The 23,863-nt window shown below is 65.6% G+C and carries 22 protein-coding genes, 1 tRNA gene and 1 pseudogene; 13 read left to right on the top strand and 11 right to left on the bottom strand.

Annotation, left to right across the window (positions count from 1 at the left end; translation table 11 throughout):
- Nucleotides 1–60 precede the first annotated feature (60 nt).
- Nucleotides 61–417 carry a bleomycin resistance protein gene (locus tag PPZ50_RS03260; protein ID WP_420038512.1) on the bottom strand — a complete coding sequence of 119 codons (357 nt, stop codon included), beginning with the start codon at nt 415–417 and terminating at the stop codon, nt 61–63.
- Nucleotides 418–741: 324 nt separating this feature from the next.
- Nucleotides 742–1,599 (bottom strand): cold-shock protein, encoded by an 858-nt coding sequence (locus PPZ50_RS03255; RefSeq protein WP_066692982.1) that lies wholly within the window; start codon nt 1,597–1,599, stop codon nt 742–744.
- A 207-nt stretch (nt 1,600–1,806) separates the two neighbouring features.
- Here PPZ50_RS03255 and PPZ50_RS03250 point away from each other — a divergent pair, with 207 nt between their 5' ends.
- The 6 genes from PPZ50_RS03250 (at nt 1,807) to rpoN (ending at nt 7,005) form a co-directional block, all read left to right on the top strand.
- Complete coding sequence (locus tag PPZ50_RS03250; protein WP_066692985.1) at nt 1,807–2,622, top strand: TerC family protein; 816 nt, start codon at nt 1,807–1,809, stop codon at nt 2,620–2,622.
- Between the two features lie 70 nt (nt 2,623–2,692).
- Complete coding sequence (locus PPZ50_RS03245) at nt 2,693–3,313, top strand: ribonuclease D (protein ID WP_066692986.1); 621 nt, start codon at nt 2,693–2,695, stop codon at nt 3,311–3,313.
- A 9-nt stretch (nt 3,314–3,322) separates the two neighbouring features.
- Nucleotides 3,323–3,961, top strand: a complete 639-nt coding sequence (lptC, locus tag PPZ50_RS03240) for an LPS export ABC transporter periplasmic protein LptC (protein WP_066692987.1) — start codon at nt 3,323–3,325, stop codon at nt 3,959–3,961.
- Nucleotides 3,962–3,967: 6 nt separating this feature from the next.
- Nucleotides 3,968–4,510, top strand: coding sequence for an LptA/OstA family protein (locus PPZ50_RS03235; RefSeq protein ID WP_066692989.1), 543 nt, complete (start codon nt 3,968–3,970; stop codon nt 4,508–4,510).
- Nucleotides 4,511–4,723: 213 nt separating this feature from the next.
- On the top strand, nt 4,724–5,509 hold the full coding sequence (gene lptB, locus PPZ50_RS03230) for an LPS export ABC transporter ATP-binding protein (protein WP_066692992.1): 786 nt from the start codon (nt 4,724–4,726) through the stop codon (nt 5,507–5,509).
- 5 nt (nt 5,510–5,514) lie between these two features.
- Nucleotides 5,515–7,005 carry an RNA polymerase factor sigma-54 gene (gene rpoN / locus PPZ50_RS03225; protein ID WP_066692995.1) on the top strand — a complete coding sequence of 497 codons (1,491 nt, stop codon included), beginning with the start codon at nt 5,515–5,517 and terminating at the stop codon, nt 7,003–7,005.
- A 305-nt stretch (nt 7,006–7,310) separates the two neighbouring features.
- On the opposite strand, the gene PPZ50_RS03220 is transcribed toward rpoN, so the two are convergent.
- On the bottom strand, nt 7,311–7,982 hold the full coding sequence (locus PPZ50_RS03220; RefSeq protein WP_066692998.1) for a glutathione S-transferase family protein: 672 nt from the start codon (nt 7,980–7,982) through the stop codon (nt 7,311–7,313).
- Nucleotides 7,983–8,027: 45 nt separating this feature from the next.
- Here PPZ50_RS03220 and PPZ50_RS03215 point away from each other — a divergent pair, with 45 nt between their 5' ends.
- Both PPZ50_RS03215 and PPZ50_RS03210 read left to right on the top strand, forming a co-directional pair.
- Entirely contained in the window at nt 8,028–8,591 is a 564-nt protein-coding gene (locus tag PPZ50_RS03215; RefSeq protein ID WP_126014376.1) for a hypothetical protein, read from the top strand.
- A gap of 35 nt (nt 8,592–8,626) precedes the next feature.
- Complete coding sequence (locus PPZ50_RS03210) at nt 8,627–9,028, top strand: hypothetical protein (protein WP_066693002.1); 402 nt, start codon at nt 8,627–8,629, stop codon at nt 9,026–9,028.
- Nucleotides 9,029–9,046: 18 nt separating this feature from the next.
- Here PPZ50_RS03210 and gltB read toward each other — a convergent pair whose 3' ends face one another.
- The 5 genes from gltB to PPZ50_RS03185 all read right to left on the bottom strand — a co-directional run bounded on the left by gltB (nt 9,047) and on the right by PPZ50_RS03185 (nt 17,555).
- Nucleotides 9,047–13,576, bottom strand: coding sequence for a glutamate synthase large subunit (gene gltB, locus PPZ50_RS03205; RefSeq protein WP_066693004.1), 4,530 nt, complete (start codon nt 13,574–13,576; stop codon nt 9,047–9,049).
- Nucleotides 13,573–14,172 (bottom strand): DUF2059 domain-containing protein, encoded by a 600-nt coding sequence (locus PPZ50_RS03200; RefSeq protein WP_066693008.1) that lies wholly within the window; start codon nt 14,170–14,172, stop codon nt 13,573–13,575. The genes gltB and PPZ50_RS03200 overlap by 4 nt, the downstream gene beginning before the upstream one ends.
- Nucleotides 14,169–15,614, bottom strand: coding sequence for an NAD(P)-dependent oxidoreductase (locus tag PPZ50_RS03195; protein ID WP_066693010.1), 1,446 nt, complete (start codon nt 15,612–15,614; stop codon nt 14,169–14,171). The genes PPZ50_RS03200 and PPZ50_RS03195 overlap by 4 nt, the downstream gene beginning before the upstream one ends.
- A 151-nt stretch (nt 15,615–15,765) precedes the next feature.
- Nucleotides 15,766–16,614, bottom strand: a complete 849-nt coding sequence (locus PPZ50_RS03190) for an undecaprenyl-diphosphate phosphatase (RefSeq protein ID WP_066693011.1) — start codon at nt 16,612–16,614, stop codon at nt 15,766–15,768.
- Entirely contained in the window at nt 16,611–17,555 is a 945-nt protein-coding gene (locus tag PPZ50_RS03185) for a complex I NDUFA9 subunit family protein (protein WP_066693014.1), read from the bottom strand. The genes PPZ50_RS03190 and PPZ50_RS03185 overlap by 4 nt, the downstream gene beginning before the upstream one ends.
- Before the next feature lie 136 nt (nt 17,556–17,691).
- Between PPZ50_RS03185 and PPZ50_RS03180 the strand changes: the two genes are divergently transcribed.
- From PPZ50_RS03180 to PPZ50_RS03175, 3 genes and pseudogenes are all read left to right on the top strand, one after another.
- A tRNA-Leu gene (locus tag PPZ50_RS03180) sits at nt 17,692–17,778 on the top strand.
- Between the two features lie 179 nt (nt 17,779–17,957).
- Nucleotides 17,958–18,071 (top strand): annotated as a pseudogene (locus PPZ50_RS18915) (DUF6538 domain-containing protein); the annotation flags it as partial.
- A 3-nt stretch (nt 18,072–18,074) separates the two neighbouring features.
- Complete coding sequence (locus tag PPZ50_RS03175) at nt 18,075–18,686, top strand: hypothetical protein (protein WP_272815707.1); 612 nt, start codon at nt 18,075–18,077, stop codon at nt 18,684–18,686.
- Between the two features lie 96 nt (nt 18,687–18,782).
- Here the strand turns inward: PPZ50_RS03175 and istB are convergent, their stop codons facing one another.
- Nucleotides 18,783–19,511, bottom strand: a complete 729-nt coding sequence (gene istB, locus PPZ50_RS03170; protein ID WP_066691143.1) for an IS21-like element helper ATPase IstB — start codon at nt 19,509–19,511, stop codon at nt 18,783–18,785.
- The gene (istA, locus tag PPZ50_RS03165; protein ID WP_272815363.1) at nt 19,498–21,009 is read right to left on the bottom strand and encodes an IS21 family transposase; all 1,512 of its coding nucleotides are present in this window, start codon (nt 21,007–21,009) and stop codon (nt 19,498–19,500) included. The genes istB and istA overlap by 14 nt, the downstream gene beginning before the upstream one ends.
- Before the next feature lie 1,131 nt (nt 21,010–22,140).
- Here istA and PPZ50_RS03160 point away from each other — a divergent pair.
- Nucleotides 22,141–22,356 (top strand): hypothetical protein, encoded by a 216-nt coding sequence (locus PPZ50_RS03160; protein ID WP_272815706.1) that lies wholly within the window; start codon nt 22,141–22,143, stop codon nt 22,354–22,356.
- Nucleotides 22,357–22,481: 125 nt separating this feature from the next.
- On the opposite strand, the gene PPZ50_RS03155 is transcribed toward PPZ50_RS03160, so the two are convergent.
- On the bottom strand, nt 22,482–23,054 hold the full coding sequence (locus tag PPZ50_RS03155; RefSeq protein WP_272815705.1) for a hypothetical protein: 573 nt from the start codon (nt 23,052–23,054) through the stop codon (nt 22,482–22,484).
- Between PPZ50_RS03155 and PPZ50_RS03150 the strand changes: the two genes are divergently transcribed.
- A complete protein-coding gene (locus PPZ50_RS03150; RefSeq protein WP_066689987.1) occupies nt 23,047–23,643 on the top strand; it encodes a recombinase family protein in 597 nt (198 codons plus the stop codon). The genes PPZ50_RS03155 and PPZ50_RS03150 overlap by 8 nt on opposite strands.
- The last annotated feature ends 220 nt before the right edge of the window (nt 23,644–23,863 follow it).

Genomic DNA, 23,863 nt, shown 5'->3' with positions numbered 1-23,863 from the left:
TTCGAGCAGCTTCGAGCCTGTCGAGAAGTGTCCGTCGAGAGCCCCGTCGCAACGGCCCGCTCAAATCTCCCCGATCAGGCGCAACAGCGAACAATCGGGATCGAGCAACGCGCCGATCCGCAGTCCGTTCTGCGGCACCGGCGGCTGCAATCGGGGAAAGCCGGTCGCCTGTTCGGGCACCCCCGCCGCCTTCACCACCGCATAAAAAGCATCGACGTCATCCAGGCGCAGACAGCTGCCATAGCCGCTGGTCGTCGGGTCGAAGTCCGGCCACGCGAAGAATTCCAGCTGCAAGTCGCCCCGCGTGAGGATCATCCACCCCGCATCGCGCCACGCCTCCTCGAATCCCAGCTTGGCATAAAAGTCCGACGTCACCGCAAAATCGCGCGACGGCAGGTTGGGCGTGGCCCGGTCCATCGTCATCCTCTCGATAAAAGGCCGCGGTACAGCCGGCGACCGATGCTCCTGCCCGTACGCCGCGGCATCCTATCCTCACGTGAGCGGCGATCCAACCGATGGCTGGTCCGGACAGCGCGTTCGGCGCATCGAGCGGACAGCGGATCCACGCGTCCCATTCTCGCTCCGCCCGCCAGCGCAGGAACCAGGCGGCACGATCGTCCGGGCTTACCAGCAGCGGCACGGCACCGGCACACGAACAAGACGTTCCCAGCCACCCAAACGAAAAGGGGCCGGCTATCCCATCGGACAGCCGGCCCCCAATTCATCGCCGAAGCGAGAACCTCACAGCTTGTTGAGGTTCACCGCTGCGTGCTTGCCGCGACGATCGACTTCCAGCTCGAATTCGAGCCGGTCGCCTTCGTTGAGCGTCGGCAGACCCGCGCGCTCGACGGCCGAGATATGGACGAACGCGTCCGGCTGGCCATCGTCGCGCTGGATGAAGCCGAAGCCCTTCATCGCGTTGAAGAACTTCACGACGCCGCTCGCGCGCTCGCCGGTCAGCTGCCGCTGCGGGCCGCCCATGCCGCCGCCACGCGGGCCGCCTTCGCGCGGTTCGCGCGGGGCGCCGCCGCCGGTGACCGGCAGGGGTTCGCCGTCGATCTTGAGGTCGGTCGCCGAGATGCGGCCGCCACGATCGACAAGGGTGAAGCCCATCGGCTGGCCTTCGGCAAGGGCGCTGAGGCCCGCCTGCTCGACCGCCGAGATGTGCACGAACACGTCTTCGCCGCCGTCATCGCGGACCACGAAGCCGAAGCCCTTCTGCGCGTTGAAGAACTTGACCACGCCGGTCGCTTCGCCGACGACCTGCGGCGGCATGCCGCGGCCACCGCCGCCGCCACCACCAAAGCCGCCGCCGCCGCCACGGAAGCCGCCACCGCCGCCGCCGAAGCCGCCGCGATCACCGCCGCCGAAGCCGCCGCGATCACCGCCGCCGAAACCACCACGGTCGCCGCCGCCATAGCCGCCACCGAAGCCGCCACGATCGCCACCGCCGAAGCCGCCGCCACCGAAACCGCCACGGTCACCGCCGAAGCCGCCGCCACCGAAGCCGCCGCCGCCGTAGCTGTCGTCACCAAAACCGTCGCGCTTGTCCCTGCCGCGCCCACCGCGCTCGCCGCGCCGTCCTCGATCGAAACTCATTGCCCTGTTCGTCTTCCCGGTTCGCCCAACTTCATCGTAAACCCAAGCGTCGAGCGAAAAACGCAGGTGTCCGGGCACCGCCAAACCGGGTGCCACTCCCCTGCCATAGCCTAAAACACCGCAGGCCCAAACCAATTTCGCCGCAGCAATGCTTCCCGTCGTCCCGAACCTTGTACAATTGTGGCGAAACCGGCACAGATTCGCCCCATGGATACCATTTTGGCACTTCTGACCGACCCGGCCGCCTGGGCCGCCTTCCTGACCCTGGTCGTGCTGGAGGTCGTGCTGGGTATCGACAACCTCATCTTCATCTCGATTCTCTCGAACAAGCTGCCGCCGCACCAGCAACAGACCGCCCGCCGAGTCGGCATCGGCCTCGCGCTGGTCATGCGGCTGGCGCTGCTGTCGATGATCGCGTTCATCGTGTCGCTGACGAACCCGGTGTTCGACCTTGGCATCACCGGAGCGGTCGACGGCTATGGCAAGCCGAGCTTCGAAACCGCCTTTTCGTGGCGCGACCTGATCCTGATCGCGGGCGGGCTGTTCCTGGTGTGGAAGGCGACCAAGGAAATCCATCACACGATGGACGACGAACCGACCGGCGAAGCGCTCGACAAGCAGGGCAAGGCCGCCGTGTCGTTCGGATCGGCCATCGCGCAGATCGTCGCGCTCGACATGGTGTTCTCGATCGATTCGATCCTGACCGCGGTCGGCATGACCGACGAGGTGCCGATCATGATGGCCGCGGTGATCGTGACGGTCGCGATCATGCTGGTCGCCGCCGATCCGCTGGCGCGCTTCATCAACGCCAACCCGACCGTGGTCATGCTGGCATTGGGCTTCCTGCTGATGATCGGTGCGGTGCTGATCGCCGACGGCTTCGGCGTGCATGTGCCCAAGGGCTATATCTATGCCGCCATGGCCTTTTCCGCGGGGGTCGAGACGCTCAACATCGTCTCGCGCCGGTCCAAGACGAAAAAGCGTCTCGCGCGCGAAGCCATCGAGCGCGAGGCTGTTCGTTAAGACGGTGCCGGCACCGCAAAATGCGCTTCGGCGCATTTTCAAACGCCTCTCCAACCGCTAGGCGCGACCTATGACCGTCTATTTCCACGAAGAAGACCTGCCCGAGGGCGTCTTTGCCCCCGGCGCCGACATCGCCGTCGATACCGAGACGATGGGCCTCATCACCCCGCGCGACCGGCTGTGCGTCGTCCAGCTGTCGGACGGCGGCGAGGACCAGCATCTCGTCCGCTTCAACCCCGGCAGCAGCTATGCCGCGCCGAGCCTGAAGGCGGTGCTGGCCGATACGAGCCGGGTCAAGCTCTATCATTTCGGCCGGTTCGACCTCGCCGCGATCGAATATTATCTGGGCGTCGTCGCCGCGCCGGTGTTCTGCACCAAGATCGCGTCGCGACTGGTGCGGACCTATACCGACCGCCACGGGCTGAAGGAGCTGGTCCGCGAACTGCTGGGCCAGGACATTTCCAAGCAGCAGCAATCGTCCGACTGGGGCGGCCCGGTCCTCTCGGAGGCGCAGCGTGACTATGCGGCCTCGGACGTGCGCTTCCTCCATGCGCTGCGCGAGGAACTGGTCAAGCGCCTCGCCCGCGAAGGGCGGACCGATCTGGCGCAGGCGTGCTTCGACTTCCTGCCGCATCGCGCGCGGCTGGATATCGCCGGCTGGCCGGAAATCGACATCTTCGCGCATATGTAAGGGACGGCCATGTCGGAAATCGCCCGCCAGGAACGAACGCGCCGGCAACGCCGCGCCGCGCCCGGCAGCGCGCATGACCGGCTGATCGCGACGCTGATGGTCGCGCTGCCGATCGCCATCGGCGTGCTGGCGGCGTTCCTGGTGATGGCGCCTTTGTTCATGCGCGGCGACACCAGCTTCGTGCTCGACAAGAACAAGGTCGATGTCGCGCAGGAACGCATGCGCCTGCGCGCCGCCGAATATCGCGGACAGGATGCCAAGGGCCAGCCCTTCGTCCTCGACGCCGGATCGGCGGTGCAGAAAAGCTCGGCCGAACCGGTGGTCCAGATGCAGGAACTGGCCGCCGGCATCCGCCTGCCCGACGGCCCCGCCCGCCTGACCGCGCCGCGCGGCCGCTATGACATGCGCTCCGAACAGGTCGATGTGCTGGGCCCGATCCAGTTCCGCGCCGCCAACGGCTATTCGCTCGACACCACCAACGCCACCGTCGACCTGAAGACCCGCCGGCTGCGCAGCGGCGGCGCAGTCACCGGCACCACGTCGATGGGCAATTTCAGCGGCGACCGGCTCGACGCCGATCTGGAGGCGCGCACCGTGCGCCTCACCGGCAATGCCCGCTTGCGCATCGACCCGGCACGCACGAAATAGTCGCCCATGATTCGCTATGCGCTACCGGGCCTTGCCGCCACCATCGCCCTCCTCGCGGTCGCGGGGTCGGCGCCGGCACAGACCCGGCATGATTCGAACGCACCGATCGACGTATCGGCCAACGCCATCGAACTGCAGGACAAGCAGCAGCGCGCCGTGTTCACCGGTGGCGCGGTGTTCCGCCAGTCGACCATGACGCTGAACGCCGACCGCGTCGTCATCGCCTATAGCGGACAGATCACCGACGGTTCGCCACAGGCGACGCGGATCGACGCCACCGGCAATGTCGTGCTGACCCGCCCGGACCAGACCGCACGGTCGCGCTTTGCCGTGTATGACATCAACCGCCGCGTGGTGACGATGATCGGCGGCGTGCGGCTGACGCAGGGCGCCAACACGCTGAACGGCGGGCGCCTGTCGATCGACCTCGACACCGGCCGCGCGACCATCGACGGATCGGGCGTCGGCAGCAGCGCGGCACCCGGCGGCGGCGTGCAGCAGAGCGGCGGACGGGTCACCGGCCGATTCTCGGTGCCGAAGCGGAATTGACGTCGGACAGCAAAACCACGTCACCCTGGGCTTGACCCGGGGTGACGGAATAACGGTGCGACGGTATCGCCGAAAACCGGCACGAACTGACCGCATATCGCGCCCGAACCACCGAACAGACCTTCCCTTCCCCTCGCTGTCCATGCAATAATCCTGCCAAAGTCGCGGCGATAACGTCGCGGTAACCATCGCCATGCGATCAGGACGTTGCCGATGCCCGACACCACCCTGCTGACCCCCGCCACCGAAGCCCGCCCGTTTGCGGAAGTCCCCTCGGACCGCGGGCTGTCGGTCGTGTCGATCGCCAAATCCTATGACAAGCGCGTCGTGCTGTCCGACGTGTCGATGTCGGTCGGGCGGGGCGAGGTCGTCGGCCTGCTAGGCCCCAATGGCGCGGGCAAGACCACCAGCTTCTATTCCGCCATGGGCCTGGTGAAGCCCGATGCCGGCCGCATCCTGCTCGACGGTGAGGATATCACCGCGCTGCCGATGTATCGCCGCGCGATCCTCGGGCTGGGCTATCTCCCGCAGGAAACCTCGATCTTTCGCGGCCTGTCGGTCGAAAAGAACATCCTCGCCGTCCTCGAACTGGCCGAGCCGGACAAGGCGGCGCGCGCCGAGCGGCTCGAACAGCTGCTCGACGAATTCGGCCTCACCCGCCTGCGCGCAGCCTCCGCCATGGCGCTGTCGGGCGGTGAGCGGCGCCGCGCCGAAATCGCCCGTGCGCTGGCGGCGAACCCGACGATCATCCTGCTCGACGAACCGTTCGCCGGCATCGACCCGATCTCGATCGCCGACATTCGCGACCTCGTCATCCAGCTCAAGTCGCGCGGCATCGGCGTGCTGATCACCGACCATAATGTCCGCGAGACGCTCGAAATCGTCGATCGCGCCTACATCATCTATGACGGCCGCGTGCTGTTCGCCGGGTCGCCCGCCGAACTGGTCGCCGACGCCAATGTCCGCCGCCTCTATCTCGGCGAAGGCTTCGAACTCTAACCGCCATGAGCCTCGCCCCTCGCCTCGACCTGCGCCAGTCGCAATCGCTGGTGATGACGCCGCAGCTGCAGCAGGCGATCCGCCTGCTCGCGCTGTCGAATCTGGAGATTGAGGGGTTCATCGCCGAAGAGATCGAAAAAAACCCGCTGCTCGATTCCGGCGGCGGCGGCAGCGACGATGACGGCCCCGCCTTCGACGCCGCCGAACCCGTCGCGACCGCCAGCGAACCCGCCGGGTCGGACGAACTGCTCGGCATCGGCGCGGCGAGCGGCGAATCGCTCGATCTCGATCTGGGCGACACCTTCCACCATGACAGCCCGTCGGACGGGGTCGGCTCGCTCGACGGGGGCCTCGGCCTCGCCGCGACCGGGGGTGGCGGGTTCGACGAAGGCCCCGACTTCGACACCTTCGCCAGCGACGACGTCTCGCTCGCCGACCATCTGCTGCAACAGGCCGGGACCTGTGTCGCCGGTGCCGACCTGTTCATCGCCAGCGCGATCATCGACCAGATCGACGAATGCGGCTATCTCACCGGCTCGCTGCTCGACATCGCCCATCGCCTCGGCATCCCGCTCGCCCGCGTCGAAGCGGTGCTGGGCATCGTCCAGACCTTCGACCCCAGCGGCGTCGGCGCGCGCAGCCTCGCCGAATGCCTGACGATCCAGGCGAAGGAGGTCGACCGCTACGATCCCTGCATGGCGCGGCTGATCGACAATCTCGATCTCGTCGCGCGCGGTGCCCTGCCGCAGCTGCGCCGCATCTGTGAGGTCGACGACGAAGACCTCGCCGACATGATCCGCGAACTGCGCGGCTATGATCCCAAACCCGGCTGCCGGTTCGGCGGAGAGCGCACCCAATCGGTCGTCCCCGACCTGATCGTCGCGCCGCGCAAGGACGGCTGGGCGGTGGAGATCAACGGCGCCACCCTCCCGCGCGTCCTCGTCAATCGCGGCTATTTCGCCGAACTCAGCGCCAATGGCGACAAATCGTCGAAAGCATGGCTGTCCGACTGCCTCGCCAGCGCCAACTGGCTGGTAAAGGCGCTCGACCAGCGGCAGCGCACCATCCTGAAGGTCGCGACCGAGATCGTGAAGCAGCAGGAGGCGTTCTTCCGCCAGGGCGTCGCCCATCTCCGCCCGCTGACCCTCGCCAAGGTGGCCGAAGCGATCGAGATGCACGAATCGACCGTCAGCCGGGTGACCTCGAACAAATATCTTTCCTGCCCGCGCGGGCTGTTCGAGCTGAAATATTTCTTCACCTCCGCCATCCAGTCGGCCGATGGCGGCGAGGCGGTGTCGGCACTTGCGGTCAAGGACGCGATCCGCACCCTGATCGCGAACGAGGACCCCAAGAAGATCCTGTCCGACGACACGCTGGTCGAACTGCTGAACGCCAAGGGCTTCGATATCGCCAGGCGGACGGTCGCCAAATATCGCGAGGCGATCGGGCTAGGGTCGTCGGTCCAGCGCCGCCGGCAAAAGGCGCTGGGCGGGTAGGACTTTCCTACACGGGGCAGCGTCGCCATGATGGCCGGCGCTCTTTCCCACCGTCCATTCGCGTCCTTTTACCGGGCAAGGTCACGCACGCCGTAAAACGCGCACGAGTGTGAACTTAGTGAACTTTGGAACCGGCGTTGCCGCTAAATGCTTCAAATCATTCAAGCCCGTGTGGTTCGAGTAGCGATCGAGCCTGTCGAGAGCGCGTATCGAGAACGGGGTTCCGCTGGACAGGCGTTCTCGACGGACGCTTCTCGACAAGCTCGAAGCTGCTCGAACCCAACGGGGGATTTGGAAAGGTCGTCCTAAACGTCCAATTTCTCATAATCCGCCGGCGGCGGCACGCCTTCCATCCGCTCGGCCAGCAGCGGGCGAAAGCTCGGGCGGCTCTTCATGCCGACATACCAGCGCTTCGCCAGGTCGTGCGTCTTGAAATCGATCCCGCCCAGATAATCGGCGATCGAAATCTGCGCCGCCGCCGCCAGGTCGGCGAGGCTCATCGTCGCGCCGCCGATCCACTGCCGATGGTCGAGCAGATAATCGATATAGTCGAGATGCTCGACCGCCGCCTTCATCGCCTCGCGCAGTACCCGCGTATCGGGCGTCTGGCGGTGGACGATGCGCTTCTCCATCCGCTCCATCAGCAAGGGACCTGTGATCTCGCGATAGAATTGCGTGTCGAACCACGTCACCAGCCGCCGCTGTTCGGCGCGGTCGGCGGCGCTGCCGTTCAGCATGGCGGGCTTGTCGCCCGTCTCCTCGATATATTCGCAGATCGCCATCGAATCGATCAGCCGGATGCCGGCTTCGTCATCGATCATCACCGGGGTCTGCCCGGCCGGATTGATGTGCAGGAACTCGTCGCGCCGCGCCCAGGGCGATTCGCGCACCGGCTGATAGCCGATGCTCTTTTCCGCCAGCAGCAGGCGGACTTTCCGCGAGAAAGGACATAGCGGGAATTGCAGGAGCTGCCACATGGGTCCGTGTTAGGCCGCAGGCTGGCCGGGCGGAAGGGGATTCGTGTGGGGTTGCTCGGCAGTCTGGTCTGGTTGGTCGTGGCGATCCTGCTCGCCGACCGCTCGCCGCGCCCGGCGGTTCAGGCGGTGGCAGTCGTCTGTGCAGGACTTTCCGGCACGACCCTGCCCGATCTCGACCTGCTGCTGCCGCTCGGCCATCGTAGCGGCCTGACCCATTCGCTGCTGCCGCTTGCCCTCGCCCTGTTCGCCACGCGCTGGCGCCCGGTCATGGCCGGCCTCGCGATCGGCATCGGCCTGCACCTCGCCGCCGATACCTTCCCCAATGCGATGCGCGGCTTCGCGACGGTCAAGCTGCCGGGCGTCGGTTCGCTCGGCGCCACCGGTTCCTATGCGTGGCTGGGGATGCAAGCGCTGGCCGCGACGCTGGCCGGCGCGGTCCTGCTGGCGGCGGCGCTCCCGATCCGCCTTGCCCTCGTCACCGCCGCGGCACTGGCGATGGTCGGGATCGCCTATCTCTTCGCGACCGATGGCGGCTGGCCGGCGCTGGCGGTCTATGGCGCGTTCGGCTGGCTGGCGATCCGGCGGAGGACCGTGCGGGTGGCAAGCTAACCTGCTGGCAAGTTTTTTGCCCTACAGCCAACGGCATGGAAGCGACCTTCTCGATCCGCAACGACATCCCGCATGCGCTGATGCACATCACCATGGCGGGCTTTTTCGAACCGGCGGACATCGCGCGGTTCGCCGCTGCGCGCGATCGCGAACTCCTCGCGTTGCGGACGCGTCCCAACGAGCATCTGACGCTGGTCGATATCCGCGCGATGGATATCCAGGCCGCCGACAGCGTCGCCGCCTTCCGCCAGTTGCTTGCCGATCCGCGCACCGTCTCGCGCCGGATCGCGTTCGTCGTCGGCCGCTCGCTGGCCGCGATGCAGATCCGCCGCGCCGCGCATGGTCGCGACACGCAATATTTCGCCGATATCGAGGAAGCGGAGGCATGGCTGCTGTCCCCGCAGACACCGCTGCGGATGGCGTCCCGGGCCGGCTGACCGGCCCGGGACCACCAATCAGGCGGCGACCTCCGCTTGTTGCGCCACCGCCGTGTCGTCGCTCAGCGGATGCGCCAGCCGCGTCAGCATTTCCTTTGGCACCACCTGCCAGAAATGGTGCTTCGCCCGGTCCCAATCTTCCAGGATCGCGCCCGACCAGCGGCTGTCGGTCATCGCATGATGTTCGGCGACCAGGCCCTTGAGCACCCCTTCCCAATGCGCCGCCCCCAGCCGGTGCAGCGTGATGCTCTCCGGATTATGGTTGCGCTCGAAACTGGCGTCATGGTCGTAGATGAACGCCATGCCGCCGGTCATGCCCGCGCCGAAGTTCGTACCGGTATGGCCCAGCACGACCGCCGTCCCGCCGGTCATATATTCGCAGCCATTGGCGCCGCAGCCCTCGACCACGACGGTCGCGCCCGAATTGCGCACGGCGAAGCGCTCGCCCGCCTGCCCCGCCGCGAACAGCTTGCCCGACGTCGCGCCGTACAGGACGGTGTTGCCGACGATGGTGTTCTCATGGCTCTTGAGCGGTGACGACACCATCGGGCGGACGGTGATGATCCCGCCCGACAGCCCCTTGCCGACATAGTCGTTGGCGTCGCCGAACACCTCCAGCTTGATGCCCTTGCACAGGAACGCGCCGAGGCTCTGCCCCGCCGACCCGCGCAGCCGCACGGTGACATGGCCGTCGGCCAGCTTCGACATGCCGAACTTGCGCGTGATCTCGCTGGACAGGCGGGTGCCGACCGCGCGGTGGGTGTTGCGCACGGAATAGGTCAGCTGCATCTTCTCGCCGCGCGAGAAGACCGCCGCCGCATCCTTGATCATCTGTGCATCGAGGCTGTCGGGCACTTCGTTGCGGAAGGTCGACAGGCTGAAGCGCCGCTCGCTCTCGTCCGCATCGACCTTCGCGAGGATCGGGTTGAGGTCGAGGTCGTCGAGATGCTCGGCCCCGCGGCTGACCTGCCGCAGGAACTCGGTCCGTCCGACCACCTCGTCGAGGCTGCGCACGCCGAGGCGCGACAGGATCTCGCGCACTTCCTCGGCGATGAAGGTCATCAGGTTGATGACCTTTTCGGGCGTACCGGTGAACTTGGCGCGCAGCCGCTCATCCTGCACGCACACGCCGACCGGACAGGTGTTGCTATGGCACTGGCGCACCATGATGCAGCCCATCGCCACCAGCGACAGCGTACCGATGCCGAACTCCTCGGCGCCGAGGATCGCGGCGGCGACGATGTCACGCCCGGTCTTGAGCCCACCATCGGTGCGCAGCACCACGCGACCGCGCAGGCCGTTCAGCGTCAGCGTCTGGTTGACCTCGCTCAGCCCCATTTCCCACGGCGTGCCGGCGTACTTGATCGACGTCTGGGGCGACGCGCCGGTCCCGCCGACATGCCCCGACACGAGGATGACGTCGGCATGCGCCTTCGCCACGCCCGCCGCGACCGTGCCGATCCCGGCCGAACTGACCAGCTTCACGCACACCCGCGCCTTCGGGTTGATCTGCTTCAGGTCGTAGATGAGCTGCGCCAGATCCTCGATCGAATAGATGTCGTGGTGCGGCGGCGGGCTGATCAGCGTCACCCCCGGCGTCGCATGGCGCAGCTTGGCGATGAACTCGGTCACCTTGAAGCCGGGCAGCTGCCCGCCCTCGCCGGGCTTCGCACCCTGCGCGACCTTGATCTCGATCTCGTCGCAGGCGTTGAGATACTCGGCGGTGACACCGAACCGGCCCGACGCCACCTGCTTGATGACCGAATTGCCGTTATCGCCATTCTCGTACGGCTGGTAGCGGATCGAGTCCTCGCCGCCCTCGCCCGAGACCGCCTTCGCGCCGATGCGGTTCATCGCGATCGCCAGCGTCTCATGCGCTTCCGGGCTGAGCGCGCCCAGCGACATGCCCGGCGTCACGAACCGCTTGCGGATCTCGGTGATCGCCTCGACCTGTTCGATCGGCACGCCCGTGTCGGGGAAATTGAACTCCAGCACGTCGCGCAGATAGACCGGCGGCAGGTCGCGCACGCCCCGCGAAAACTGCATGTACGTCGAATAGCTGTCGGTCGCGACCGCGGTCTGCAGCAGGTGCATCAGCTGCGCCGAATAGGCATGCGCCTCGCCGCCGCCACGCTGGCGATAGAAGCCGCCGATCGGCAGCGTCGCCACCGCCGTATCGAACGCCGCCTCGTGCCGCTGCGTCGCGTTGACGTGCAGCGAGTGATAGCCCTCGCCCGAAATCTTGGCCGGCATGCCGGGGAAGAAGTCGTTGACCAGCGCACGGCTCAAGCCCACCGCTTCGAAGTTGTACCCGCCGCGATAGCTGGAGATCACCGCGATCCCCATCTTCGACAGGATTTTCAGCAGTCCTTCGTCGATCGCGGTGCGGTGGCGCTTCAGCGCCTCGTCCATGCCGATCTCGCCGAACAGCCCGCGCGCATGGCGGTCTGCAATGGCGGCTTCGGCCAGATAGGCGTTCACCGTCGTCGCGCCGACGCCGATCAGCACCGCATAATAGTGCGTGTCGAGACATTCCGACGACCGCACGTTGATCGACGCGTAGGACCGCAGCCCCTTGCGAACCAGATGCGTATGCACCGCCGCCGCCGCCAGCACGCCCGCAATCGGCACCTTGGTCGCGTTCAGATGCTCGTCGGTCAGGAACAGCTCGCTGCGCCCCTCGCGCACCGCCTGTTCGGCCTGCGCGCGGATGCGAGCGATCGCGGCGCGCAGCGCCTCGGGTCCCTCGCCCGCCGGGAAGGTGCAGTCGATCTCCGCTGCCTGGGCGCCGAAATGCGCCTTCAGCCGCAGCCAGTCGCTGTTGGTCAGCACCGGGCTGTTCAGCACCAGCACCGCGCTTGCCCGATCCCCGGTGTCGAGGATGTTGGCGAGGTTCCCGAACCGCGTCTTGAGCGACATGACATAGCGCTCGCGTAAGGGATCGATCGGCGGGTTGGTGACCTGGCTGAAATTCTGGCGGAAGAAATGGCTGATGAGGCGCGGCTTGTCGGAAATGACCGCCAGCGGGGTGTCGTCGCCCATCGATCCGATCGCTTCCTTGCCGCCCTCGACCATCGGCGACAGGATCAGTTCCATGTCCTCCAGCGTCTGCCCGGCGCACACCTGCCGCCGCGCCAGTTCGGCGCGGTCGTAGCGCAGCGGCGCTTCGGCGGGGGCCGGCAGGTCGTCGATGGTCAGGAACCGGGCGGTCATCGCCGCATAGTCCGCCTCGGCAGCGATCTTGTCCTTGATCGCACGGTCCTTGTAGAGCCTGCCCTCGCCCAGATCGACGGCGAGCATCTCGCCCGGGCCCAGGCGGCCCTTCTCGACCACTGTCGCCTCGGCCACCGGCACCATCCCCGCTTCCGACCCGACGATCAGCAGCCCGTCGCCGGTCAGCGTGTAGCGCAAGGGGCGCAGCGCGTTGCGGTCGAGCCCGGCGACCGCCCAGCGGCCATCGGTCATCGCCAGCGCGGCGGGGCCGTCCCACGGCTCCATGACGCTGGCGAGATAGTCGTACATCGCGGTATGCGCCGGCGGCATGTCGGGCGCGCCCTGCCACGCCTCGGGCACCAGCATCAGCTTGGCGGTCGGCGCGTCGCGGCCCGAGCGACAGATCGTCTCGAACACCGCATCCAGCGCCGCCGTGTCCGACGCGCCCGCCGGGATCACCGGCTTGATGTCTTCCGAGCGTTCACCGAACGCGATGCTCGCCATCTTGATCTCGTGGCTGAGCATCCAGTTCTTGTTGCCGCGGATCGTGTTGACCTCGCCATTATGGGCGAGACAACGGAACGGCTGCGCCAGCCACCATTGCGGGAAGGTGTTGGTCGAATAGCGCTGGTGAAAGATCGCGACGCGCGATTCGAAGCGTTCGTCGGTCAGGTCGGGATAGAAATCCGACAGGCTCTCTGCGAGGAACAGCCCCTTGTAGATGATCGAGCGGCACGACAGCGAACAGAAGTAGAACCCGGTGATCTGCGCGGCGATGATCCGCTTCTCGATCCGGCGGCGGACCAGATAAAGGTTCTTCTCGAACTCGGCCTCGTCCATCTCTTCCGGGGCCGGCCCGGCGATCATGATCTGCTCGATCTCCGGCCGGGTCGCCTGCGCCTTCATGCCGATCACCGACACGTCGACCGGGACCTGCCGCCAGCCATAGATCGACCAGCCCGCCTCGATGATCTCCGATTCGACCAGCGTACGGCAGGTCTCCTGCGCACCCAGATCGGTACGCGGCATGAACACCATGCCGACCGCGAGCCGCGCGTGCAGCGGCTTGTGCCCCGACGCGGCGATCGCATCGTCGAAGAAACGGTGCGGCAGGTCGACATGGATGCCGGCGCCGTCGCCGGTCTTGCCATCGGCATCGACCGCGCCGCGGTGCCACACCGCGCGAAGTGCATCGATCGCCGACTGCACGACCCGGCGCGACGGCTTGCCATCGGTCGCGGCAACCATGCCGACGCCGCAGGCATCGCCTTCGAATTCGGGGCGGTACATGCCTTCGGTGGCAAGGCGGAGGCGTTCGGAGGTCATGTCGGTCATTCGTTCTCGCCCTTCGGCTTAGGAGGCTTCGGCAGATGCGCGGTCGCGGCCTCCACCTTCTTCATGATGCCCGGCATTTCCTGCAGCATCATCGGCATCGCCTTCATCATTTCGCCCATGATTTCCGGGTCGGCGAACAGCGATATGAACTGCTCGCCGAACGCCTGACCCGAAGGCGTGGCGAAAAAGGCGTTCAGGTCGTTCAATTGCCGCGCGTCGAACCGCTTGGCCAGCGCACGGGCCATGCCGGTGCGCAGCGACGGTTCCATCCGCCCCATCAGCGGGCCCAGTTCCTCGCCCATGACGCGCGTCATGATCCGCATCCGTTCATCGAACGCCGGATCGGCGGCCCGCGCCTTGGCCCGACCGCCGGGCACCGCCGTTTCCATGTTCGCGAGCATGGCATCCATCATCGCCGGAAACTGCTGCCGCATCAGCCGCATATAGACGCCCTGCGGCACCAGCACCGCGACCGACTTTTCCGCCAGCGCTAGGCGCGCCGGATCGATCGGTTGTACGGCAGCGGGGGCGGCCGGTGTCTGGGCCAGCGCCGGCGTGGCACCCAACAGCGAGGCTGCGAGGATCAGCGCCTTCATGCCGCCACCTTCGCAGCCTTAGCCTTCGCCTTCAGGTACGCGTGCATCCGCTCGGTCACGTCGCGGCCGTCGCGGATCGCCCATACCACCAGCGATGCACCGCGCACGATGTCGCCGGCCGCGAACACCCCGTCCAACGACGTCATCATCGACTTGCCGTCGACGCGCACCGTGCCCCAGCGGGTCACGCCCAGTTCGGGGGCATCGAACAGCGTCGGCAGATCCTCGGCATCGAAGCCCAGCGCCTTCACCACCAGATCGGCGTCGAGCACGAACTCGTTGCCCGGATCGGCCTCCGGCGCACGTCGCCCCGAGGCGTCGGGCGCGCCCAACCGCATGCCGGTCGCGCGGACCTGCACCACTTGGCCCTCACGTTCGTCGAACGCAGCGGGGGCAGAGAGCCAGACGAACTCGACGCCCTCTTCCTCGGCATTGGCGACCTCACGCTGCGAGCCGGGCATGTTGGCGCGGTCGCGGCGATAGAGGCACTTCACCGACTTGGCGCCTTGGCGGATCGCAGTACGAACGCAATCCATCGCGGTATCGCCGCCGCCGACCACGACGACATTCTTGCCCGCCGCATTCAGCGACCCGTCGTCATAGGCAGCCACCTGATCGCCGAAGCCGACCTTGTTCGACGCGGTCAGGTAATCGAGCGCATCGACCACACCGCCGCTGCCGACGCCCGGTGCCTTGATCGCGCGGGGCTTGTACACGCCGGTCGCGATCAGGATCGCGTCATGCTTCTGGCGAAGCTCGTCAAGCTTCGCATCGCGGCCGACCTCGAACCCTTCGTGAAAGACGATGCCGCCTTCTTTCAGCCGCTCGACCCGGCGCATCACCACCGGCTTTTCCAGCTTGAAGCCCGGAATGCCATAGGTCAGCAGCCCGCCGGCGCGATCGTAGCGGTCATAGACATGGACGTCATAACCGAGGTTGCGCAGCCATTCCGCCGCCGCCAGCCCCGCCGGGCCTGCGCCGACGATGCCGACCGACTGGCCACGCGCCGGGCCGACCGCGACCGGTTCGACCCAGCCCTTTTCCCACGCGGTATCGGTGATGAACTTTTCGACCGACCCGATGGTGACCGCGCCATGGCCCGAAAACTCGATGACGCAATTGCCCTCGCAAAGCCGGTCCTGCGGACAGATGCGGCCACAGATCTCGGGCATGGTCGAGGTGCTATTCGACAGCTGATAGGCCTCCTGCAACCGCCCCTCGGCCGTCAGGCGTAGCCAGTCGGGGATATGGTTGTGCAGCGGGCAATGCACCGAGCAATAAGGGACGCCGCATTGCGAGCAGCGCCCCGCCTGATCCTCGGCGGTCGGCGGGGCATAGCGCTCCGCGATCTCGCGGAAATCTTCCGCCCGCAATTCGGGTTCGCGCTTCGCAGGATAGGACTGCGGACGCGAAACGAACTTCAACATTGCTTGCTCGGCCATAATGCCCTCCGACCTTTCGGAAAGCATGTTTTGACCGCTGAGTCACGCAATAATCAGTCGATAGGTAAGCTATGATGACCTTATTGCTGCGTGTTGAATAGCAGTTTTTCAAGAACCAATCGCAACAACGGCTTTTATGGCCGTATCGGACCTATCCCACTGCGGGGATACGTCCTTGCGACAACAGCATAATCAACGCCCCGCCCAGCAGCACGCGGTAGACCACGAACGCCATATAGCCCCGCGTCGACACGAGCTTCAGGAATCCGACGATCGATGCATATCCCACGACGAACGAGATGACCGTCGCCAGCAGGGTCGGCCCCGGACCATAGGGGCCGAACTGTCCCCAGGTCTTGAACAGCTGGTATAGCCCCGACGCCAGCACCGCCGGAATGGCGAGCAGGAACGAGTAGCGCGCCGCCGCCTCGCGGGTGAAGCCCATGAACAGCCCGGCGGTGATCGTGCCGCCCGACCGCGACACGCCCGGCAGCAACGCCATCGCCTGTGCAAAGCCGAACACGATGCCGCTGCCCCAGCGCAGCCGGTCGAGGCCCAGCCGCCGTCGCCCGACCAGATCGGCGATGCCCAGCAGGATGCCGAAGCCGATCAGGCTGAACGCGGTGAACCACAGATTGCGCAGCGACGTCTCGATCGCGTCCTTGAACAACAGCCCCAGCACGACGATCGGCAGCGTGCCGACGATCACCAGCCAGCCCATCCGTGCATCGTCGCGCGCGACCGCATCCTGCCGGCCGCCGAAGAACTGGCCCAGCCACGCCGTCGCGATCCGCCAGATATCCTTGCGGAAATACAGCAGCACCGCCGCTTCGGTCCCGATCTGGATGATGGCGGTGAACGCCGCCCCCGGATCGGTGCCCGATGGCAGGAACGCCCCGGCGATGCGCAGATGCGCGCTGGACGACACCGGCAGGAACTCGGTCAGTCCCTGGATGATGCCGAGGATCGTGGCTTCCAGCCACGCGGTTGCAGGGTTCACGCGCGGGCGACCTTGTTGAAGCGGCCATTCTTGCGATAGACGACCAGCCAATCGGGCGCGACCGTCGCCAGTGGCACCGGCCGCACGCCGAACGCCTCGATCCCCGGCACCCCGTCACCGACGACATTGTCGCGCGACAGCATCGCCCATTGATCCTTGCTGATCGGGGTGAACGGCATCGCCGCGATCGCTCCGCCCAGATCGTTGGGAATTTCGAGGAAGCGGACATCGCGCCCGATCGCACCCGCGATCCAGCGGTTGAGGTCGCCCATCGAGATCACGTCCGGCCCGCCGATCGCATAGGTCTGTCCACCGAAGCGCTCCGGTTCGGCCAGCGCCTTGACCACCACCTGCGCCAGATCGACGACATAGATCGGCTGGAACTTGGTTGCCGCGGCCATCACCGGCACCAGTGGACGCCCGATCAGCGCCGGCGCGCCCGAAATCATCCCGGCGAAGCGATTGACGAAGCCATCCTCGCGCCCGAACACGATCGACGGACGCAGGATGGTCGCGGTCGGAAAGGCGGCCAGCACCGCCTGCTCGCCCGCCGCCTTCGACCGGCCATAGGCCGAGGGCGAGGCCGGATCGGCGCCGATCGCCGAAATCTGCACGAAGGCCTTCACGCCCGCCGCAGCGGCGGCTTCCGCCACGGTGCGCGCGCCCGCAACATGCACCTTGTCGAAATCGCCCTCGAGGATACCGACCAGGTTCACGACCGCATCCGATCCGGCGACCGCCCGCACGACCGTCTCCGGCCGCGACAGGTCGGCGGCGACGAACTGCGTCTGCCCCAGCCCGCCCTGCGTGCGCAGGTACAGCGCCTGACGCGGATCGCGCTGCGCGATGCGGACGCGTGCACCCGCCTTCAACAATTCCTGCACGACATAGCGGCCGACAAAGCCGCCGCCGCCGAACAGCGTCACCAACTGGTTCTTCATCGAGTCCGCCCTTGCCTGTCTCTACGCCAAGGCCCCATGCCGCTCCTGCAGCAAAACGGCAAGGACAACCTAAAATTCTCGAAACAAGTTGTTGACACCCCGCCGCACCCCCCGTAGAGGCGCCCTCCTACCCCGTGCCCAGATGGCGGAATTGGTAGACGCACCAGCTTCAGGTGCTGGCGATCGCAAGGTCGTGGAGGTTCGAGTCCTCTTCTGGGCACCATCGCTTCCTACAGCGTTGAAATCTCTCGGGGATCGTTGGAAAGACGGTCCCCCGAGAGGGTTTGCTACGACAAACTGCTACGGGAACGTGGCCCATCGTCAGGCCGAAAGTCCCGGAAAACCGTCCGTTCTGACAGCCCCGGCTGCTACGGGAAGCTGCTACGGGATTTGCCCAAGGGCGTGGCTCGACGGGGGCGAAAACTTTACTATCGCCACACTGTCCCAGTTGACGCTCAGCGGCTTCTGAATCGGCTCGAAATTTGGCGCTCGCTGCGGACGGACAGCCTCGCCATCGCCATGCGCCGTTTGCCAAGCGTCATCGCACGCATCGAGATGGAAATAGAGCACGCGCGTGCGATGGCAGGTTTGCCGGTCGATGTGACGCTGATCCAATCGTTAAAAGACGATCTTGCCGAGCATGCGCTTGAGACCGCGCCGCCACCCAGCACAAATGCCCAGCCTGATAAACTGCTCACGCTTGGCGAGGCTTATCGCAGCTACATCGACGATCCGACCCGCGCTTGGACCACCAACACGCGAGAGGCGTATGAAACAAGCCGCAGGCTCGCCATCGCGGTGATCGGTGGGGCAGTCGCTGTCTCGTCGATCTCGCGTGCGCACTGTCGCGACATGCTCGACGTTCTCCGATTCCTACCCGCCAACGCGAGCAAAATCTTCCCGAAGCTCTCGCCGCGCGAGGCGGCAGATCGCGCGCGTTTGCGCGGCGGCATCAAGATCATCAGCGCGGCGCACGCCAATTCGCTGATGTCGAACATGAGCAGCTTCCTGAACTGGGCGGTCGATGAGGAACTGCTCGCTCGTAATCCGGCATGTCAATCGGCGTCCAAAAGGGACCCCCTATCGGCGTCCAAAAGGGACCCCCTTCGTCGAGCAGCGTTACGGGTATGACGGGTGCACCGTTCGCGCTGGTTGCGGCGTAGGGCGGGCGTAGCCCGACCGGAGGCGCAACCAGCGCGAAGCGTTCTCTGCCGGTGGTCCTGGGCGTCAGCTTCGATGTTTGAAGCGCCAGCTGTCGTTGCCGGTTTCGACGATGTCGCAATGGTGGGTAATACGGTCGAGCAGTGCGGTGGTCATCTTGGGGTCGCCAAAGACGGTCGGCCACTCGCCAAAGGCGAGGTTCGTGGTGACGATGACGGAGGTCTGCTCGTAGAGCTTGCTGACGAGGTGGAAGAGCATTTGACCGCCCGAGCGTGCAAACGGCAGGTAGCCAAGCTCGTCGAGCACCACGAGGTCGAGGCGCGAGAGCTGGGCCGCCAGCGTGCCGGCCTTGCCAAGGCGCGTTTCCTCCTCGAGTCGGTTCACCAGGTCCACTGTGTTGAAGTAGCGTCCGCGGGCGCCGGCTCGTACCACATTGGCGGTGATGGCGGTGGCGAGATGCGTCTTGCCGGTACCCGTTCCACCGACCAGCACGACGTTGCGTCGGCCCGGAAGAAACGAGCCGCTGTACAGCGAGCGCACCAGTCCCTCGTTGATGGGAGTGTCGCCGAAGACGAAGGCGTCGAGGTCCTTCACCGCGGGCAACCTGGCGGCCGACATCCGGTAACGGACCGAGGCTGCATGGCGGTGCGTCGCCTCGGCACGCAGCAGGTCGGTCAGGACCTCCATGGTCGTGCGCTTGCGCTGGAGACCGGTAGTGACCGCCTCGTCGAAAGCGCCAGCCATGCCCTTCAGCCCCAACTCGGTCATGGCCGTCATCATCTCATGCCGCTGCATGGAGGCCTCGCAGGCTGTCATAGCGGTTGCAGTCGGCGCGGGGCGGATGGCGCAGCGCCAGATCTTCTGGCGTGACAATAGTCAGCGGTCGCGGCGGTTCGCGCCGGCGGGCCAGGATGTTGACGATGACGTCGTCGCTGGCGACGCCGGCCAGCAATGCTTCGCGCACGGCCGCTTCCACCGCCTCGAGTCCGTCGTCGAGCACCGCGGCCAGCACCCGCACGAACCGCCGGTCGGCATCGTCACCGACGCCAAGCTTGCGCCGCAGTCGTGCCAGCGCAGGCGGCAGCTCCCAGCCCTGGAACGGCGCGCCGTTCCGCAGGGCGCCCGGCTTGGTCGCCAACACCGGCAGATAATGCCACGGGTCGTAGATGGTCCGGTCCCGGCCGAAAAACCGGGGATGGTCGGCGACGACTTCCCCGTCGCAGCGCACGACGATGCGGTCGGCATAGGCGCGGACCTGAACGGCACGTCGCACCACCCTGGCAGAAACGGAGTAGCGGTTGCGGTCGAAGCTGATGAGGCATGTGCCGCTTACCGCATGCTCGCTCTCATGAAAGCCGTCGAAGGGTGCGACAACAGGCTGGAGCACGCTGCGCTCGGCAGCCCAGGCCTGAGCAACCGTCAGTTCCTTCTGCTCGGGATGCTGGTGCAACTCTGTCCAGCGCCGACACTCGGCCTCCAGCCAACCGTTCAGCTCCTCGAGGCTGGTAAATCGCAGGCGTGGCTGGAAGAAGCGGCCGCGTGCGGTTTGCACCTGGTTCTCGACCTGACCTTTCTCCCAGCCCGACGCCGGCGAGCAGGCGGTCGGCTCGACCATGTAATGGTTGGCCATGACCAGGAAGCGCCGGTTGAAGACACGCTCCTTGCCCGTGAACACGCTCGTGACCGCCGTCTTCATGTTGTCGTAGATGCCGCGCGTCGGCACACCTCCGAAGAAGGCAAACGCCCGCGCATGCGCGTCGAACAGCATCTCCTGTGTCTCGCGGGGATAGGCTCGCACATACATTGCCCGCGACGCGCATAGCCGGACATGCGCGACCTTTACCCGCATCGGCTTGCCCGAAATCTCCACGTCCTCGTGGCTCCAGTCGAACTGGTAAGCCTCGCCCGGCCGGAACAGCAGCGGGATGAACGCCGGCGCATTCATCACATCGCGACGTCGCGCCCGGCGCCAGCGGGCCGCATAACGCCGCACCGCGTCGTACGAGCCGTCGAACCCCTCGCGCAGCAGCAGGTCGTGGATGCGCGTGAGGCGCAGCTTCTCGCGCCGCGGCCGTGCCTCATCTTCCTCCAGCAACGCATCCAGTCGCGCCTGAAATGGCCCCAGCTTCGGCAGCGGCTGTACCTCCCGCCGATACCCCATGTCCGCTTCCGGCGCCCGGATCGCCTTGCGCACCACCTTGCGCGACAGGTGCAGGTCCCGCGCTATCGCCTTGATGGCCTTCCCCGACGCGTGCTCGCGCCGGATCCTCAACACCGTCTCCAATACCAGCATCCCGATCTCGCCGCCTGACACACCGCCAAGCGAACAGCCTAGACCAACGGGATGAGGGGTCCCTTTTCGACGCCGATCACCCCGCTACCGGGGTCCCTTTTCCACGCCGATCCACACACCAGCCTGATGCTGCAATCCTGTGCTTCGGTTTGGTCGTTGTCGTCATGGTCATCTCAGTCCTGCGAAGCGGGTAGCTACCCTTGGTTCGATGCCCCTCCTTGAGGGGCGATTGACGTTCGACCCGAAGGTCGGTGGTTGGAGCTTCCCCGCGTGGGGGCTTCTCCGCTTGGTGATCCCGAAGGATCAGTCGCCTGCTCGGTGAGCAGACTTCCGCGGCGATGCAGCGGCTGGATGGCCATCCGAGGTCGCTGCTACGCGACGGGACCGTCGGGGTGTTAGCGAAACTGTCGGTTTTTTCGCATTTGGTGGACGTGCTTGTTCTCGGGTGCTATCGAATGTGAGTGCCCAGCCCCGTTCCAGAACCCAGTTTTCGCGAGGGATTGAATCGTGCCTCGGCCGTGCGCGCGGCTCGCTCAAAGGAGGTTGCGGGCGAGACGTGGGCTGTCGTGGTCGCTTTGGCGTCGGGACTTAAACGGGTCGCCTATGACCCGGCGGAACGAAAAATAGCTCCGGTCGAGTTAGTGACGCCGCCAAAGACGCTGGCAGAGTTCGCCGACGCTCTAAATGATTTGGGCCGACGCACTTCTCGTGGCACGTTGTGGAGCGCGCAGACTCTTCAGCGTGTCTTCAAGGCTCATGATTCAACGCCGAAGAAGCTACGCGAGTCGCTGCTTCCACAGCCGTTTCGTGAACCCATGAAGCTACCGTTTCAAACGGACCTTTTCGGCACCTTGCGACTGTTGACCGAGCGGGAAAACGAGCACGGGGTTTGGATGGCGGCGGTAGTTCGACCCCCACGTCCGTTGGACTGGGTTAGGCTCCGTGTTGCATCAGAAGACGAGAGAGCGGGAGCTATATTCAGCGTTCGAGAACGAACGCGATCCGGCGTGCTGGTGACGGACTATCTGGGTGAGAGACAGACGTTGCGTTTAGTTGATCTGGAGACTTGGACTCCAAAACGCATTCCACGTGAATAATGCGGCTCTGCTGACCCGATGGTATTATCGGAGCATGGCAAAACGATTTGACTACAGCACGATTAAGCGCGCGAACCAACCCTACATCATCAATGATCACGGCGAGACTGACACTCACTTCGGCGCGATAAAGGATCGACACCGGGCGGATATTCAGCGCAACAATCCCACCCTGTCACCCTCCGCTGTCGAGGCGCTGCTCAAGAAGCGCATGGCGCGAGGTTATCGGCCTTATCGACCGTCCTCCTGACCTACTCCTCGCCCGTTCCGAAAACCCCTCTCCCGGCGACCCTCTCTGATCCGCAGAAAACCGTCACTCGACGATGGTCGTGAGGCCTGTTCGACAAACGGATGGATTTGGAATGGGACGTCCCGTCACCGGGGACGGGCGAGCAGCCGAGTGTGAGGATCGGACCACGGGTCGGGAACGATCCGGCCCTCATCGACGATCAACTCGATCTCGGTTCCGTCGGGGTGCCATAGGTAGAACCGGAGCCGGGGCGCACGCATGATCATCGATTCCCAGACCCTCGCGCCATCGTGGGTCTGGTTCTCGTCCGAGGCGAGGCACTCGTTGCGCGACGTCACCCACCATTCGATGATCTGTCGAGTGATGCCGTGGCCCTGATATGCCGGAGCAACAATGGTTTTGCCGATATGCCGGTAAGGCAGTGGGCCTTCCGGTCCCCATGTGTTCATCACCGCGACCAGATCGGTGCCGTCGAACGCACCGACGTATTCTGCATCAAAATTGCCCCCGTTGACGCGGACATCAAGCGTCAAGTGACCGGCGGCAACAGTCGTTATCGGGCGATTCCACGGATGAGGAAACTTGAACCGGTATTCGGCGATGAACTGCGTTTGGGAATCGGAGCGGGCAACCATGCCCACACCAAAACCATTTTCTTGACGATTTTGGTATCCGTGAGAGTCTCGCGCCATGCCCAAGCGCGTCGCCCTCTACACCCGCGTCTCCACCGCTGACGGACAACAGACCGTCGAGAACCAACTCCGTGACCTTCGCCTCGCCGGTGAACGGCTCGGTTGGGACATCGTCGCCACCTTCGCCGACGAAGGCATCTCAGGTGCCAAAGGACGAGATCAACGACCCGGCCTTGACGCCATGCTCAAGGGCATCGCCCGTCGTGAGTTCGACATGGTGGCATCATGGAGCATCTGCCGCCTCGGTCGGTCCCTCCAGCATCTCGTCTCCATCCTCGGCGACCTCGATGCCCGAAGCGTCGATCTCTACCTCCACGTCCAAGCTATCGACACCAGCACGCCATCGGGCCGCGCGATGTTCGGCATGATGGGCGTGTTCGCCGAGTTCGAGCGCGCCATGATCTCCGAGCGGGTGAAGTCGGGGCTGGCCCGCTCGACCAAGAAAGGCGGTCGCCCCCGCCTCGACGTCGATAAGCAGCGCCACATCGAACGACTGCTCAGCGGTGGCCTGAGCATCAACAAGACGGCCAAGAAGCTCCGCGTCGGTGTCGGAACCGTTCACCGCATCAAGACCGCGATGGCCCATGCCGCGTAAGCCGTCACAAAGCCCCGTGGAGCACCATCACGACATCAAGGCGGACGAGATGCCCCAAGGCGTCATTCCCACCGGCAACGCATCCTGCGGCGCTCCTGACGATGGTCCTGCTACGGTCGCTCACGATTCGAGTGCTCTTCTGGGACTCGAACCCGCTGACACTGAAAAGGTAGGAGAAAACTCCCCGGTCGAGGTGGAAGCCACCCGCTCGCCCCCGCTC

It is taken from the genome of Sphingomonas hankookensis (genome assembly GCF_028551275.1).
Classification (GTDB): Bacteria; Pseudomonadota; Alphaproteobacteria; order Sphingomonadales; family Sphingomonadaceae; genus Sphingomonas; species Sphingomonas hankookensis_A.
Note: the sequence above shows the minus strand (reverse complement) of the source record. Positions and strands in the feature narration are given on the sequence as shown.

Bases quoted from the DNA above. Each gene is read 5' to 3' on its own strand.
- PPZ50_RS03260 (WP_420038512.1), bottom strand. From the start codon at position 417: ATGGACCGGGCCACGCCCAACCTGCCGTCGCGCGATTTTGCGGTGACG.
- PPZ50_RS03255 (WP_066692982.1), bottom strand. From the start codon at position 1,599: ATGAGTTTCGATCGAGGACGGCGCGGCGAGCGCGGTGGGCGCGGCAGG.
- PPZ50_RS03250 (WP_066692985.1), top strand. From the start codon at position 1,807: ATGGATACCATTTTGGCACTTCTGACCGACCCGGCCGCCTGGGCCGCC.
- PPZ50_RS03245 (WP_066692986.1), top strand. From the start codon at position 2,693: ATGACCGTCTATTTCCACGAAGAAGACCTGCCCGAGGGCGTCTTTGCC.
- lptC (WP_066692987.1), top strand. From the start codon at position 3,323: ATGTCGGAAATCGCCCGCCAGGAACGAACGCGCCGGCAACGCCGCGCC.
- PPZ50_RS03235 (WP_066692989.1), top strand. From the start codon at position 3,968: ATGATTCGCTATGCGCTACCGGGCCTTGCCGCCACCATCGCCCTCCTC.
- lptB (WP_066692992.1), top strand. From the start codon at position 4,724: ATGCCCGACACCACCCTGCTGACCCCCGCCACCGAAGCCCGCCCGTTT.
- rpoN (WP_066692995.1), top strand. From the start codon at position 5,515: ATGAGCCTCGCCCCTCGCCTCGACCTGCGCCAGTCGCAATCGCTGGTG.
- PPZ50_RS03220 (WP_066692998.1), bottom strand. From the start codon at position 7,982: ATGTGGCAGCTCCTGCAATTCCCGCTATGTCCTTTCTCGCGGAAAGTC.
- PPZ50_RS03210 (WP_066693002.1), top strand. From the start codon at position 8,627: ATGGAAGCGACCTTCTCGATCCGCAACGACATCCCGCATGCGCTGATG.
- gltB (WP_066693004.1), bottom strand. From the start codon at position 13,576: ATGACCGACATGACCTCCGAACGCCTCCGCCTTGCCACCGAAGGCATG.
- PPZ50_RS03200 (WP_066693008.1), bottom strand. From the start codon at position 14,172: ATGAAGGCGCTGATCCTCGCAGCCTCGCTGTTGGGTGCCACGCCGGCG.
- PPZ50_RS03195 (WP_066693010.1), bottom strand. From the start codon at position 15,614: ATGGCCGAGCAAGCAATGTTGAAGTTCGTTTCGCGTCCGCAGTCCTAT.
- PPZ50_RS03185 (WP_066693014.1), bottom strand. From the start codon at position 17,555: ATGAAGAACCAGTTGGTGACGCTGTTCGGCGGCGGCGGCTTTGTCGGC.
- PPZ50_RS03175 (WP_272815707.1), top strand. From the start codon at position 18,075: ATGCGCCGTTTGCCAAGCGTCATCGCACGCATCGAGATGGAAATAGAG.
- istB (WP_066691143.1), bottom strand. From the start codon at position 19,511: ATGCAGCGGCATGAGATGATGACGGCCATGACCGAGTTGGGGCTGAAG.
- istA (WP_272815363.1), bottom strand. From the start codon at position 21,009: ATGCTGGTATTGGAGACGGTGTTGAGGATCCGGCGCGAGCACGCGTCG.
- PPZ50_RS03160 (WP_272815706.1), top strand. From the start codon at position 22,141: ATGGCAAAACGATTTGACTACAGCACGATTAAGCGCGCGAACCAACCC.
- PPZ50_RS03150 (WP_066689987.1), top strand. From the start codon at position 23,047: ATGCCCAAGCGCGTCGCCCTCTACACCCGCGTCTCCACCGCTGACGGA.